Genomic DNA, 13,006 nt, shown 5'->3' with positions numbered 1-13,006 from the left:
CAGGGGCGGTGTGCGTCCGCAGGGCGTCGGCGGCACTCCGGCGAGCTTGCGGCGCACACGGAGGGTTACTCGTCGCGCACCGGCACTCATCGGACGCACAGGAAGGGCACAGCCACGATGCCACGTACGCACGTACCCGAATCGTTACCCGCACCTCTGCCTCACGAAGGACGTGACCGCGGATGACCCCTTGGAAATCACTGGCAGTCGCGGCTGCGGGGCTCACCGCCGGAGCCGTCGTCGTCATGCGGCGCTCGGAGGCGCGTCCGGACGACCCGGCCGCCGCCGACCGCTGGCTGACCGTGACGATCAACCGTGCACCGGGTGACATCCAGCCCGACAAGCTGCCGTCGCCGCTGGGGGAGTACGGCGACCGGATCGAGACGCGGATCACCCCCGCACCCGGCGACCGGGGCACCGAACTGGCCGTACGCCTGAAGGAAGCCCAGGACGTCGCGGGTTCCCTGCCCGCACGGCTCCACGCCGTCCTGCCTCAGTCGCGCCGCATGGGTTTCGGCGTCCTTGCGGGTGGCCGTATAGAGGATGCCCGGGGTGCTTGCTCCGGCCGACCAGCGTGAGACGGCGTCCCGTTTGGCGGCGTCGTCGGTGAACGTGCGAACCGCCAGGTGGATGTTGGGCCGGTCGGTTCCGGCTGTCACGACATGGGCGTCGCGCATGCGCAGGTTCTCGACGATGTCGGCCCGCACCGGGGCCGCGGCCGTCGCCGTCAGAGCGAGCACCGGCGGACGGCCCAGGCGTTCGGCGACCTCGCCCAGGCCCAGGTAGTCGGGGCGGAAGTCATGTCCCCACGCGGAGACGCAGTGGGCCTCGTCGACGACGAACAGCGAGGGGCCCAGCTCACGCAGCCGCTTCAGCACACTGTCCTTGGCCAGTTGCTCCGGGGAAAGGAACAGGTACTCGGCATCGCCCTCCCGGACGGCCCGCCAGCCTCTGTCGGTGGCCGACTCGGGCTGCGCGGAGTTCACGGCCACGGCGTCCGGTGCCGCGCTCTCCCGCAGTCCGGTGACCTGGTCGCGCTGCAAGGCGATCAGCGGCGACACCACGACCGCGGGGCCGCCGAGCACGACGGTCGGTACCTGGTAGATCGCCGACTTGCCGGAGCCGGTGGGCATGACGACCAGCACGTCACGGCCATCGAGCAGGGCCCTCATCGCCTCCGTCTGCTCGGGCCCCAGGTCGCTCCACCCGAAGCGCTCCCGCGCGACGCGGCGCAGCTCCGCGATCCGGTCGTGCCCGCCCGCGTCCGCCCCGGCCTTGGGGCTCCCCGTGCGCCGGGTCATGGCACGAAGCCTCCTTCACGGCCCCGAGACCCTCTCGCGAGCGCGGCCCGGGTACCCCGCGGTGGCTGCCGCGATGCGGGAGGCTCCCCGCCGTTCGGCCCCGTGCGGTCGCGGCCGCCCTGCGCCCAGGGACAACCTGGGACAAGGCCCGGCCGAGCCGATGGCCCGGGCCGACGCGCTGCGGCACTGATCTCCAGGAGGATTCCTTGACCGACGCCATGCCGCACATGGACGAAGCAGGCGAGAACGACGACGTCGTGGCACTGCTGACGCAACAGCACAACCACATCCGTGACCTCTTCGCCGAGGTCGAGAATGCCGCTGCCGGCAACCGGGCGGAGCCGTTCCGCAGACTCGTCCGCATGCTGGCCGTCCACGAGACGGCCGAGGAAGAGGTGGTCCACCCCGCGGCCGGCCGTCTCTTCCAGGACGGTGAGCGGGTGGTCGACGACCGTCTCGAGGAGGAGCGGGCCGCGAAGGAGAAGCTGAGCCGGCTCGACGACATGAACCCCGACGACCCCGAGTTCCTGCCCGCCTTTCGGGAGCTGCGCGCGGACGTGCTCCAGCACGCGGCCTCCGAGGAACAGTACGAGTTCCCCCGGCTCCGCGAGAACGCCGGGGCGCAGCAGCTCGCCATGCTGGCCACGGCTGTCCGGGCCGCCGAGGCCATGGCACCCACCCGCCCGCATCCGGGAGCCGAGACCCCGGCGGAGAACATCGCCGTCGGCCCCATGGCAGCCGTGGTCGACCGGACCCGCGACGCCGTCCGCAAGGCGATGGGCAAGGACAGCTGACAGTTCCCGCCGATCCGCCTGCCGGCGGCTCCGGCGCCGAGCCCGGCGACGCGTGGCCCCGGTCCAGGGGCGGGCGGCGCAGATCGGCGTAGGGAAGACCCCGGCGGCCGGTGCCGGCACCTCGGAGCAGCCGTGCCGTACGGAATGGGTGGAGGCGGAGCTACCGGGTACCCGCCAGACCATGCTCAAGCGCGCACTGTGGCAGGGACTGCTCGCCGGTACCGCCGGAGGGGTCGTGATGACCCTCGGCGAGAAGATCGAGCAGGCCGTCACCGGCCGGCCCGACTCCCATGTGCCCGCGCGGGTGTTGCAGCGGCTGACGGGCATGCCCGAACGGCCCGGCACACAGCCACTGCCGGTGAACTGGGCCATGCACTACGGCCAGGCCGCCCTCCTCGGAGTGCTGCGCTCGGTCATGTCCCAGGCCGGACTGCGCGGACCGGTCGCATCCGCCAAGTTCACCGTCGTCCGCCTCACCAACGACCAGATCCTGGAGAACGCGACCGGCGTCGGCGCGCCACCGCCGACCTGGCCCCGCACGGAGCTCGTCGTGGACATCCTGCACAAGGCGGTCTACGCCTTCACCACCGGCGCCGTCGCCGACGCCCTCGCCGCCCGCAGCGGCCCCGGCCCCGGGCAGCGCCACGCGGCCGTCCGCCCCGGCCGCCACGCCCACGTCGGCCCCCTGCCCCGCTGGCACGCCTACGGCGCGTGACCCCGGCAGGGCGCATGGGCACCCTGGTCGAGGAGACTCGCCTGTCCTGCCTGTCCTGCGGTTCGCGCGGGCGTCACACGGCCGTCAGCGTGCGCTCACTCGGCACCCGCACGTCCCGTACGGCGAAGCCGCTGCGCACCCGCGCAGGTATGCGCCGCAGGGAGATGCGCAGGTCCTGCTCGGGAACGGTGTAGTCGAGGCCGGCCAAGCGGAGCGCGAGGGCTTCGAGGAGCCCGATGGTGAGGCCCTCGCCGGGGCAGCGGTGGCCGGTGCGCGGTTCGCCACCGCCCTGCGGGATGAGTTCGTCGCGCTCGACCGCGTGCTCGAGGAACCGCTCCGGGCGGAAGACGTAGGGATCGCCCCACAGCTCCTCGTCGTGGTTCTGTCCGAAGACATCGAGCAGCACCATCGCGCCGGCCGGCACCGACACGCCTCGCCAGGACAGGTCCCGCACGGCGAGGCCGCCGAGGAACGGCGCGAACGGGTAGAAGCGGCGCACCTCGTGCACGAACGCGGCGGTGTAGGCGGTGTCGCCACCGCGCAACCGTTCGCGCTGGTTCGGCTGAAGATGCAGCGCGTGCGCCGTGTAGGCGACGAACCAGCAGACGGCGACGGTGGGCCGGATGACGTTCAGCAGCTCGACGGCCGCCGTGTGCGCAGGGAGCGGTTCACCGGTCGCCTCGCGGTGCCGGCACACCGCGGCGAGCACCGACCCCTCGGGCGCGGCGGCCCTGCCCGAGCGGACATCCTCGACCAGCCGGGTGAAGCGCTCCTCCTGCCGGTTGCGGGCACGCCGGGCCCGCCAGTGCCGTGGCCCGGCGGTCGCGAAGCCGTCGACCATGGAGACCAGGTCGCGGGCGAGACGCTCCGTCTCCCCGGCGCCCTCGTCGAGCGGGACGCCCGCCCAGCGGCACACACCGCGGGTGAGCACCACGCTCGCCGCGTCGAACAGCACGGCCTGTCCGGCCCTGTTCCACTCCCGTACCGCGTCGTCCCAGACGGGATGACGTGCTCGACGAGACCGGCGATCCGGTCGGCTTGCAGCAGCGGCAGGAAGAACTCCTTGCGGGCGCGGTGGGCGTCACCGTCGAGCGTGTGGACGGCGTCGTGGCCGAACAGGGTGCTCAGGACGGGGCCGGGGAGGGCACCGCCGCGCCGCACGTTGTGTTCGTCGTAGAAGAACCGCACCGCCTCCGGTCCCCGCACGGCGAGCGCGGGTTTGCCCATCACACGGGTGCGTGCCACGCCGTCGGGGTGCTCGCCCAGCAGGCCGGGCAGCCAGGAGTAGCCCTGGACGAGAGCAGGCAGAGAACGATCGATCACGGGCGACCTCCGTAAGTCCATGGCCGCCGGGTGCCCGCGCTCCGGGCCGGGACACCTGCGGTCGTCAGACCTCGCCTCGGGGACCTTCAACTGACGCCCGCCGCCGCGCTGGAAGCCGAAGTCGACCGATGCACAGCCGAGTCGGCCGCCGACACCGACGAGGCCGGGCGTCGCCAGGTGGCCGCGAGCCGCCCAAGGCCGGCGACGTGGCTCGGGCACCGCGCCCGCGATCACCCTTGGTTACTATGCTCACTTCATGCCAGAGGCCGGCAGCAGGTCGACGGGCGATTCCCGCTGCTACCCCCCTCACATGGCGGTCGTGGATTGCAAGGTTGAAGAGATGGGTGGCCTGCGAAATGCTGAAAGAGGTCACCGCGACCCGCTACATCACGCCCCTGCGTGAGGGCGGTTCGCTGCCGGGACTCGTCGAGGCCGACGACTTCGGGACGTACGTCCTGAAGTTCACCGGCGCGGGACAGGGGCGCAAGACGCTCGTCGCCGAGGTGGTGTGCGGGGAACTCGCCCGCCGGCTGGGGCTGCGGGTGCCACGCCTGGTCACGGTCGAGCTCGACGCGGAGCTGGGGCTCGGCGAACCCGACCAGGAGGTGCAGGGCCTGCTCAGGTCCAGCGGCGGCACCAACCTCGGCATGGACTTCCTCTCCGGCGCGCTCGGCTTCGACCCGCTCGCCTTCGCGGTGGCTCCCGAGGAGGCCGGGCGGATCGTCTGGTTCGACGCGCTGGTCAACAACGTCGACCGGTCCTGGCGCAATCCCAACCTGCTGATGTGGCGGGGCGAGCTGTGGCTCGTCGACCACGGGGCGACCATGATCTGGCACCACAACTGGCCCGGCGCGGAGGCCTCCGCGGCCCGCCCGTACGACGCCTCCGAGCATGCCCTGGCGCCCTTCGCGCCCGATGTCGCCGCCGCGGCGGCCGAGTTGGCGCCCCGGGTGACCGAAGAACTGCTCGCCGACGTCACCGCGCAGATCCCGGACGCCTGGCTGGCGGGCGAGCCCGGCTTCGACACCCCGGACGACCTGAGGCGGGCCTACACGCGACCGCTGCTCGCACGGGCCGCCGCCATCCACGACCGCATCCTGGGGATCAAGTGAGCGACCGGCACATCATCAAGGGCGGGACGCGCGACCGCCAGATCTACGAGTACGCCGTCCTGCGCGTCGTCCCGCGCGTCGAGCGCGGCGAGTGCATCAACGCCGGGGTGCTCGTCTACTGCCGCGCCGAGTCCTACGTCGGCGCCCGCACCCACCTCGACGAGGCCCGCCTGCTGGCCCTCGACCCCGAGGCGGACGTGGCCGGGGTCCGCGCCGCGCTCCGGGCCGTGGAGGGCATGTGCGCGGGCGGCCCCGCGGCCGGCCAGGCAGCCGACGACACCCCCGGCCGCCGCTTCCGCTGGCTCGTCGCCCCCCGCTCGACGATCGTCCAGCCCGGCCCCGTCCACACCGGCCTGACCACCGACCCGGCGGCGGAGACGGAGCGGTTGCTGGGCCTGCTGGTGAAGTGACACCCGTCGCGCCCGGGCGTCAGCTCCGGCTGCGCTTCACGACGTAGCCGGCAGCGAGCGTGGCGCCGCCGACGAAGGCCAGACCGACACCGACGTCCCAGGCGCTCGGCCCCGAGGCGACCGCGCCCCCGAGTCCGCCCCTCACGCCTCGGGACGGAGCGGTGGTGGGCGTGGGGGTGACCGGGGAAGGTGTGCTCGCCGGACCGGTGGGGGAGATGACACCGGTGCCGCGGCGGGGCAGTACCTCGCATGCGATGCCGTCGTCCGGGCCCTGGTCCTCGTCCAGACGGTTCGGGTCACTCGGGTCCGCGTCGAAGACGGCCTGCGCGTCCTCCTGGAAGGCGAAGTCGCGGCAGTCGCGGTCGGGCTGGGCAAGAGCGGGGTCGGCCAACGGCACGATCGCGGCGATCGCGAACAGCGTGCCTGTGACACCGGTGCAACGGCGCATGGGGGCGCCTCCTTTCCGGCCACGAGTGGCCGCCCTTCGACGCTAGGTGCGCCGGACGGCGGCGGCGCGAAGCCGTAGGCCGATCGGGTGTCCGTGCGAGCCGCGCGGGGCATGGTGGCCCAGGGTGATGGATCACATGCCCCGCCTGGCCGTTGACACCGCGTGCCAGGGCTTCTAGCGTCACCTCCACTGAAGGTACTAAGCGGTCGCTCATCTGAGGAGAAGCAGCCATGTCCACCACTGAGCAGCGGGTCGCCGTCGTCACCGGTGCCGCGCGCGGGATCGGCGCCGCCACCGCCGTACGACTGGCCGCCGAGGGCCGCGCGGTCGCCGTGCTCGACCTCGACGAGGCGGCCTGCAAGGACACCGTCGAGAAGATCACCGCCGCCGGCGGCAAGGCCATCGCGGTCGGCTGTGACGTCTCGGACGAGGCGCAGGTCGAGGCGGCCGTCGCGCGGATCGCCGAGGAGCTCGGCGCGCCGACGATCCTGGTCAACAACGCCGGTGTGCTGCGCGACAACCTGCTGTTCAAGATGAGCGTCTCCGACTGGGACACGGTCATGAACGTGCACCTGCGCGGCGCCTTCCTGATGTCCAAGGCCTGCCAGAAGCACATGGTGGACGCGGGCTTCGGCCGGATCGTCAACCTGTCGTCGTCCTCGGCGCTGGGCAACCGCGGCCAGGTGAACTACTCGGCGGCCAAGGCGGGCCTCCAGGGCTTCACCAAGACCCTCGCCAAGGAGCTCGGCAAGTTCGGCGTCACCGCCAACTCCGTCGCCCCCGGCTTCATCGCCACCGAGATGACCAAGGCCACCGCCGACCGCGTCGGCATGGGCTTCGAGGACTTCAAGGCCGCCGCCGCCACCCAGATCCCGGTGGCGCGCGTCGGTGAGCCCGAGGACATCGCCAACGCCATCGCCTTCTTCACGGGCGAGGCGGCCGGGTTTGTCTCCGGCCAGGTGCTGTACGTGGCCGGCGGACCGCTCGACTAAGGGACGGCAGACATGACTTCCGTGGAACTCTCCGGCAAGGCCGCCCTCGTCACGGGCGCCAGCCGCGGCATCGGCTACGGCGTTGCGGAGGCGTTCGTCGCCCGCGGCGACCGTGTGTGCATCACCGGCCGCAACGAGGACGCCCTCAAGGAGGCCGTCGAGCGGCTCGGCCCCGACCGCGTGATCTACGCGGTGGGCAAGGCGCACGACGAGGCCCACCAGGCCGCCGCCGTCGAGCGCACGATGGAGGCCTTCGGCCGCGTCGACTACCTGGTCAACAACGCCGGCACGAACCCGGTGTTCGGCCCGATCGCCGATCTGGACCTGAACGTCGCCCGCAAGGTCTTCGAGACCAACGTGGTCTCGGCGCTGGGCTTCGCCCAGAGGACCTGGCACGCCTGGCAGAAGGACAACGGCGGCGCGATCGTCAACATCGCCTCCGTCGCCGGCCTCTCGCCCTCGCCGTTCATCGGCGCGTACGGCGTCAGCAAGGCGGCGATGATCAACCTGACCGTGCAGCTCGCGCACGAGTTCGCGCCCAAGGTCCGGGTCAACGCGATCGCCCCGGCCGTCGTGAAGACCAAGTTCGCCACGGCCCTGTACGAGGGCCGGGAGGAGGAGGCCGCGGCTGCCTACCCGCTCGGCCGGCTCGGCGTGCCCTCCGACATCGGCGGCGCGGCCGCGTTCCTCACCTCCGGGCAGTCCGACTGGGTCACCGGCCAGACGCTCGTCGTGGACGGCGGGATCTTCCTCAACGCCGGCACGGGCTGACGCCTCCGCGAACGCGGTTCGGTACGGGCGCCCCTTCGCGCAAGGGGCGCCCGTGCGGGCGTAAAGGCGCGGCAAACGGCGATGACAACGTAGTCAAAGGTTTATCGATCAAGGAGTGATGTCCCGGGGCGGGTCAGCGGGCGCGGCACTGCGGTATGGTCTGCCGACCCTTGGTATGGCAGATCGAGGAGCGTGCGCGTGTTCAACCGGAACCGATGCCTGCGGCGGGTGGCGGCCATCGCGTCCATATCGTCCCTGGTCGCTGGATGCGGCGTGCTGTCGTCCGACACTCCGGAGGACGAAGGGCCGATCGTCGTGGGCACCACCAGTGCCCCCAGCACGCTCGACCCTGCCGCGTCGTGGGACAGCTCCTGGGAGCTGTTCCGGAACGTCTACCAGACGCTCCTGAGCTATCAGACGGGCGCGAGCGAGCCTCAGCCGGACGCAGCCGAGCAGTGCGGCTTCAGCGACTCCTCGAACCAGGTGTACCGCTGCGAACTGCGCGAGGGCCTGAAGTTCTCCAACGGCGACGCGCTCGACGCACGGGCCGTGAAGCACTCGTTCGACCGGATTCGCAAGATCAACGTCAATGGCGGCCCCGCGGGTCTGCTCGGCAGCCTCGAACGGGTCCAGGCGCCGAACGACCGCGAGGTGATCTTCCACCTCAACAAGCCCGACGCGACCTTCCCCTTCGTGCTCGCCACCCCCGCCATGTCGATCGTCTCCCCGGCCGCCTATCCGGAGAACTCCCTGCGCAAGGGCGGCGACGTCGTCGGCTCCGGGCCGTACACCCTCGACTCGTACGACGACGGCAAGGAAGCCGTCCTCGTCCGCAACGACGGCTACAAGGGCTTCGCCGAGCGCCGGAACGACGCGGTGACCATCCGCTACTTCCAGGACTCCGGCGCCATGGTCAAGGCCCTGCGGGACGAGCAGATCGACGTGACCTACCGCGGTCTGGCCGCCGGTGACGTCGTCGATCTCCAGAGCAAGACCTCCAACGAGGAGGAGATCCAGCTCGTCGAGGGCACCGGCACCGACATCAACTACCTGGTGTTCAACCCGAAGGACTCCTGGGCGAACCGCAAGGCCGTACGCCAGGCCATCGCACAGGTCGTCGACCGGGCGGCGATCGCCCACAAGGTCTACAAGGACACTGTCGACCCGCTCTACTCGATGGTCCCCAAGGGCCTCACCGGTCACACGACGGGCTTCTTCGACGACTACGGCGACCCGGACGTCGGCAAGGCCCGCAAGATCCTCACCAAGGCGGGCATCAACCAGCGGGTCCCGCTCACCTTGTGGTACACGAGCGACCGCTACGGCTCCGAGACGGCCGCGGAGTTCAAGGAGCTGGAGCGCCAGCTCGAGGACTCCGGCCTGTTCGCGATCACCCTCAAGAGCCGCCCCTGGAAGACGTACGTCGAGGGCTACCAGAAGGGCGAGTACCCGGTGTTCGGGCGTGGCTGGTTCCCCGACTTCCCGGACGCCGAGAACTTCATCGCGCCGTTCGTCGGCGAGCAGAACGCCCTCGGCACGCCCTACCCGGCGCCCGAGATCACCGGCGATCTGCTGCCCCGGTCGCGCCGCGAGAGCGACCGCGCGAACGTGGAGAAGGAGTTCGAGGAGGCTCAGCGGATCCTCGTGGACGACGCGCGGCTGCTGCCGCTGTGGCAGGGCAGGCAGTACGTGGCGGCGAGCCGGGACATCTCGGGCGCGGAGCGGGCCATGGACCCGTCGACGATCATGATGATGTGGGAGCTGCACCGCAAGACCGCCTGGTAGGCGGGGCGGGCACCGGGCTCTCCCGGCACGTTGTCAGTGGTCGCCTGTAGGTTCTGTGGCCTGGAAGTGACCGCACATCGTGAGGACGTTGACGTGACCGACATCTCCATGCTGCCCGAGTCCTGGCGCGGGGTTCTGGGTGACGAGCTTCAGCAGCCCTACTTCAAGGAGCTGACGGAGTTCGTCGAGGAGGAGCGGGCGAGGGGTCCCGTCCATCCGCCGCGCGAGGAGGTCTTCGCCGCGCTGGACGCCACGCCGTACGAGCGGGTCAAGGTCCTGGTCCTGGGTCAGGACCCGTACCACGGCGAGGGACAGGGGCACGGGCTGTGCTTCTCGGTCCGGCCCGGTGTGCGGATCCCGCCGTCCCTGCGCAACATCTACAAGGAGATGCACGAGGAGCTGGGCGCCCCGATCCCGGACAACGGCTATCTGATGCCGTGGGCCGAGCAGGGCGTCCTGCTGCTCAACGCGGTGCTCACGGTCCGCGGCGGCGAGGCCAACTCGCACAAGGGCCGGGGCTGGGAGAGGTTCACCGACGCGGTCATCCGCGCGGTGGCCGGCCGGCCCGACCCGGCGGTGTTCGTGCTGTGGGGGAACTACGCGCAGAAGAAGCTCCCGCTGATCGACGAGTCACGGCACGTGGTGGTCAAGGGCGCGCACCCGTCGCCCCTGTCGGCGAAGAAGTTCCTCGGCTCCCGTCCGTTCACGCAGATCAACGCGGCGGTGGCGGCACAGGGGCACGAGCCGATCGACTGGACGATTCCGAACCTGGGCTGACGGCGGCCGACGCTCCGGCGACGTACGGAGCGGCCTCAGCTGGATCCTCCCGGCGTGCGGTTAGCGTCGGGGGGAACAGCGGGCGAGTGGTGCGGAGGGCGTGGTCGTGGAGCGACAGGGACAGGCGGCGCCGGATGCCGTGCCGACGCGGATCGGGCAGGTCGTCATGCTGCACCACGCCGGGGACCGGGAGGAGGCCCGGCAGCGCTTCCTGGACCTGTGGGCGGAGATCGGGGAGCACGGCGACCCGCTGCACCGCTGCACCCTCGCCCACTACCTGGCCGACACGCAGGACGATCCCGGCGACGAACTGGCCTGGGACCTGCGCGCGTTGAGGGCGGCGGAGGAGATCACCGACGCCGGGACGCCCTCGGGAGAGGAGGCGCTCGCGGTGCGCGCGTTCTACCCCTCCCTGCACCTGAACCTGGCCGCCGACTACGACAGACTCGGCCACCGCGACGCCGCCCGCGCACATCTGCGGCGGGCCCGGGGAGCGGCCGCCGCCCTCACCGACGATCCCTACGGCGAGGGCGTCCGGGCGGCCATCAGACGGCTGGAGTCCCGGCTGGGCGAGGGCGGCGGGGGGATGTGGACACCGCCGAGGCAGCGGCCGTAGCGCCCGCAGTGGTGCACGGCGGCGCTCGTGGCCGCCCTCGTCGTGCCGGCCCGGGTCGGCGTCCCGCCCGCGCCGGGCCGGACGCGGTTCAACGCCCGTAGGTGTCGCGGCAGATGGTCGCCTCCGGGCTGTCCGCCCGCCACCCCCCGTATCGCCTGCCCAGCGCGCACACGTCCGTGTTGTCCGGGACGTTCTCGCGGACGTTCTGACGTACCGACTCCGAGACGTCGGGCAGGTCGGTGTGGGGACGTCGTGGGCTGCGCGGGGCCGGCTCGCGGCGTTCCGGACGGGCGGGGCGCGGGCGGACGTCGCGGGTGCCGGGCGGCGGCCGCATCCGCTCCGGCGAGGCCGCCGGGGGTGTGGCCGGGCGGGACGCGGCGGCTGTCGGCTCCGGGCGGCGGGACTCCTCGATGAGTTGCAGGGCCTCCCGGGCCGGTGCCTGCACGATCTGTGTCTCCGTCCGTTCCCCCGGCTGCGGCGCCGACGGCCGGGACGGGGCCGCCGGCGGCCCGGGAACGGGGGGATGCCGGACCGTCGTACAGCCGGTGAGGGCCGAGACAGCCACGGTCACCAGGAGCGTCGCTGTGGTCGTCGTTCGATGCACCCGCGTCACTCTGGTGTGTCCGGCCCGCGGCAGGGCGGCGGACAGTGGCAGGATGCCCCGCACGGGTGATCTCGCGCCCCGTACGGAGGCAGTCGGCCCGCCCGGGGTGACGTCAGTCGCCGGTCGAGCCGTCGATGCGCTCGCGGATCAGGTCGGCGTGGCCGTTGTGCCGCGCGTACTCCTCGATCATGTGGGTGTAGATCCACCGCAGGTTGAACCGCTCGCCGGTGCGGCGGTGCTTGCCCTCGGAGATGTCGTCCAGGCCGAAGCGGGCGGCGTTGCTCCGGGCGGTCTCGATCTCGGCCTGCCAGGCGGCGTGCGCCTCCGCGTAGGTGTCCGCCTCGGTCAGGTGGAACTCGCCGTCCAGGTCCTCGTCGCTGAAGTAGAGGGGCGCCGCGTCCTCGTTCGTCAGCACCCGGCGGAACCAGCTCCGCTCCACGTCCGCCATGTGCCGCACCAGTCCCAGCAGGGACAACTCCGAGGGCTCCACGGCGGCGGACCTGAGCTGCTCGTCGCTCAGGCCTTCGCACTTCCACGCGAGGGTCTGCCGGTGGAACTCCAGCCAGCCCTCCAGCATGGTGCGTTCGTCGGCGGTCGTGGCAGGCATACGGCGTTCGGTTGTCATGCCCGCATCCTTTCCCAGCGCGCCCTGCCGCACCACGGCTTTTTCAGGCCCCGAGCATCCCGTCCAGCAGCTCCCGCAGCCCGGCCCGCACCTCCTCCAGGCTCGGCGCTTCGGCACCGAACGACCCCGCCACGCAGCTGAACATCAGCCCGTCCGCCCAGGCGATGAGCGACAGTGTGTGCCTGGCCGGATCCGTCGAGCCCATTCCCGTGACGAGGGCGGCGAGCTGGTCCCGGAAGCGGGCGCCCGTCGCGTCGAAGTACGCCCGCAGTTCGGGGCGGCGCGTGGCCTCCAGGGCCAGTTCGTAGCGGGCGACGGTCAGTTCGCGGTTGCGGGTCAGGGCGCGGTGCGTGGCCAGGGCCAGCGCGTCCGCCAGCAAGGCGGACCCGGCCCGGGGATCCGGCATCTCGTGCAGCGCCAGCACCCGCGCCTCGCGGTCGGCCAGGCGCCGCACCGCCAGTTCCAGCAGGGCCTGGCGGGTCCGCGCGAGGTTCGACGTGGAGCCCTGGGGGAGTCCGGCTGCCTCGTCGACGGCCCGGTGCGTGAGGCCCCGCATCCCCCGCTCGGCGAGCAGGGCGAGGGCGGTGTCGGCGACGAGGTCGGAGCGGGAGGGGCCGGCGGTGCGTACGGACATGGAGTTCACGCTACCCGTCTCACTACGGCTGTAGTAACGTCGAAGGTGACTACAGGTGTAGTTCCAGACCGGACGGCAGGTCCGGTCGCCGGTTCGAGG

16 protein-coding genes are annotated in these 13,006 nt (G+C 72.0%); 10 read left to right on the top strand and 6 right to left on the bottom strand.

Annotated features, from left to right (window positions below; translation table 11 throughout):
* Window positions 1–197: 197 nt before the first annotated feature.
* On the bottom strand, window positions 198–1,301 hold the full coding sequence (locus CP976_RS07640) for a DEAD/DEAH box helicase (protein ID WP_373304895.1): 1,104 nt from the start codon (window positions 1,299–1,301) through the stop codon (window positions 198–200).
* Window positions 1,302–1,507: 206 nt separating this feature from the next.
* Here CP976_RS07640 and CP976_RS07635 point away from each other — a divergent pair, with 206 nt between their 5' ends.
* Entirely contained in the window at window positions 1,508–2,095 is a 588-nt protein-coding gene (locus tag CP976_RS07635) for a hemerythrin domain-containing protein (protein WP_229876039.1), read from the top strand.
* A gap of 52 nt (window positions 2,096–2,147) precedes the next feature.
* Entirely contained in the window at window positions 2,148–2,810 is a 663-nt protein-coding gene (locus CP976_RS07630; protein WP_229876041.1) for a hypothetical protein, read from the top strand.
* A 73-nt stretch (window positions 2,811–2,883) separates the two neighbouring features.
* Here the strand turns inward: CP976_RS07630 and CP976_RS07625 are convergent, their stop codons facing one another.
* Window positions 2,884–3,765 carry a cytochrome P450 gene (locus tag CP976_RS07625; protein ID WP_308430050.1) on the bottom strand — a complete coding sequence of 294 codons (882 nt, stop codon included), beginning with the start codon at window positions 3,763–3,765 and terminating at the stop codon, window positions 2,884–2,886.
* Window positions 3,766–3,818: 53 nt separating this feature from the next.
* Between CP976_RS07625 and CP976_RS44465 the strand changes: the two genes are divergently transcribed.
* From CP976_RS44465 to CP976_RS07610, 3 genes are all read left to right on the top strand, one after another.
* Window positions 3,819–4,148 carry a hypothetical protein gene (locus CP976_RS44465; RefSeq protein WP_308430051.1) on the top strand — a complete coding sequence of 110 codons (330 nt, stop codon included), beginning with the start codon at window positions 3,819–3,821 and terminating at the stop codon, window positions 4,146–4,148.
* Window positions 4,149–4,489: 341 nt separating this feature from the next.
* Window positions 4,490–5,245 (top strand): HipA family kinase, encoded by a 756-nt coding sequence (locus CP976_RS07615; RefSeq protein WP_150479655.1) that lies wholly within the window; start codon window positions 4,490–4,492, stop codon window positions 5,243–5,245.
* A complete protein-coding gene (locus tag CP976_RS07610; RefSeq protein ID WP_150479654.1) occupies window positions 5,242–5,655 on the top strand; it encodes a DUF3037 domain-containing protein in 414 nt (137 codons plus the stop codon). The genes CP976_RS07615 and CP976_RS07610 overlap by 4 nt, the downstream gene beginning before the upstream one ends.
* A gap of 19 nt (window positions 5,656–5,674) precedes the next feature.
* Here the strand turns inward: CP976_RS07610 and CP976_RS07605 are convergent, their stop codons facing one another.
* A complete protein-coding gene (locus tag CP976_RS07605; RefSeq protein WP_150479653.1) occupies window positions 5,675–6,103 on the bottom strand; it encodes an excalibur calcium-binding protein in 429 nt (142 codons plus the stop codon).
* Window positions 6,104–6,333: 230 nt separating this feature from the next.
* Here CP976_RS07605 and fabG point away from each other — a divergent pair, with 230 nt between their 5' ends.
* The 5 genes from fabG (at window position 6,334) to CP976_RS07580 (ending at window position 11,044) form a co-directional block, all read left to right on the top strand.
* Complete coding sequence (gene fabG / locus CP976_RS07600; RefSeq protein ID WP_020270157.1) at window positions 6,334–7,095, top strand: 3-oxoacyl-ACP reductase FabG; 762 nt, start codon at window positions 6,334–6,336, stop codon at window positions 7,093–7,095.
* A 12-nt stretch (window positions 7,096–7,107) separates the two neighbouring features.
* Window positions 7,108–7,866 carry an SDR family oxidoreductase gene (locus CP976_RS07595; RefSeq protein WP_150479652.1) on the top strand — a complete coding sequence of 253 codons (759 nt, stop codon included), beginning with the start codon at window positions 7,108–7,110 and terminating at the stop codon, window positions 7,864–7,866.
* 198 nt (window positions 7,867–8,064) lie between these two features.
* Window positions 8,065–9,651, top strand: a complete 1,587-nt coding sequence (locus CP976_RS07590; RefSeq protein ID WP_167537295.1) for an ABC transporter substrate-binding protein — start codon at window positions 8,065–8,067, stop codon at window positions 9,649–9,651.
* A 93-nt stretch (window positions 9,652–9,744) separates the two neighbouring features.
* On the top strand, window positions 9,745–10,428 hold the full coding sequence (gene ung / locus CP976_RS07585) for a uracil-DNA glycosylase (protein WP_150479650.1): 684 nt from the start codon (window positions 9,745–9,747) through the stop codon (window positions 10,426–10,428).
* 100 nt (window positions 10,429–10,528) lie between these two features.
* Entirely contained in the window at window positions 10,529–11,044 is a 516-nt protein-coding gene (locus CP976_RS07580; protein ID WP_150479649.1) for a hypothetical protein, read from the top strand.
* An 88-nt stretch (window positions 11,045–11,132) separates the two neighbouring features.
* Here the strand turns inward: CP976_RS07580 and CP976_RS07575 are convergent, their stop codons facing one another.
* The 3 genes from CP976_RS07575 to CP976_RS07565 form a co-directional block, all read right to left on the bottom strand.
* Window positions 11,133–11,648, bottom strand: a complete 516-nt coding sequence (locus CP976_RS07575) for a hypothetical protein (protein ID WP_150479648.1) — start codon at window positions 11,646–11,648, stop codon at window positions 11,133–11,135.
* A 112-nt stretch (window positions 11,649–11,760) separates the two neighbouring features.
* The gene (locus tag CP976_RS07570) at window positions 11,761–12,273 is read right to left on the bottom strand and encodes a DinB family protein (protein ID WP_150479647.1); all 513 of its coding nucleotides are present in this window, start codon (window positions 12,271–12,273) and stop codon (window positions 11,761–11,763) included.
* A gap of 43 nt (window positions 12,274–12,316) precedes the next feature.
* Window positions 12,317–12,907: a TetR/AcrR family transcriptional regulator gene (locus tag CP976_RS07565; RefSeq protein WP_150479646.1), complete on the bottom strand. Its 591-nt coding sequence runs from the start codon at window positions 12,905–12,907 to the stop codon at window positions 12,317–12,319.
* Window positions 12,908–13,006: the final 99 nt, after the last annotated feature.

Source organism: Streptomyces coeruleorubidus (assembly GCF_008705135.1).
GTDB classification, from domain to species: domain Bacteria; phylum Actinomycetota; class Actinomycetes; order Streptomycetales; family Streptomycetaceae; genus Streptomyces; species Streptomyces coeruleofuscus.
Note: the sequence above shows the minus strand (reverse complement) of the source record. Positions and strands in the feature narration are given on the sequence as shown.

Bases quoted from the DNA above. Each gene is read 5' to 3' on its own strand.
- CP976_RS07640 (WP_373304895.1), bottom strand. From the start codon at position 1,301: ATGACCCGGCGCACGGGGAGCCCCAAGGCCGGGGCGGACGCGGGCGGG.
- CP976_RS07615 (WP_150479655.1), top strand. From the start codon at position 4,490: ATGCTGAAAGAGGTCACCGCGACCCGCTACATCACGCCCCTGCGTGAG.
- CP976_RS07605 (WP_150479653.1), bottom strand. From the start codon at position 6,103: ATGCGCCGTTGCACCGGTGTCACAGGCACGCTGTTCGCGATCGCCGCG.
- fabG (WP_020270157.1), top strand. From the start codon at position 6,334: ATGTCCACCACTGAGCAGCGGGTCGCCGTCGTCACCGGTGCCGCGCGC.
- CP976_RS07595 (WP_150479652.1), top strand. From the start codon at position 7,108: ATGACTTCCGTGGAACTCTCCGGCAAGGCCGCCCTCGTCACGGGCGCC.
- CP976_RS07570 (WP_150479647.1), bottom strand. From the start codon at position 12,273: ATGACAACCGAACGCCGTATGCCTGCCACGACCGCCGACGAACGCACC.
- CP976_RS07565 (WP_150479646.1), bottom strand. From the start codon at position 12,907: ATGTCCGTACGCACCGCCGGCCCCTCCCGCTCCGACCTCGTCGCCGAC.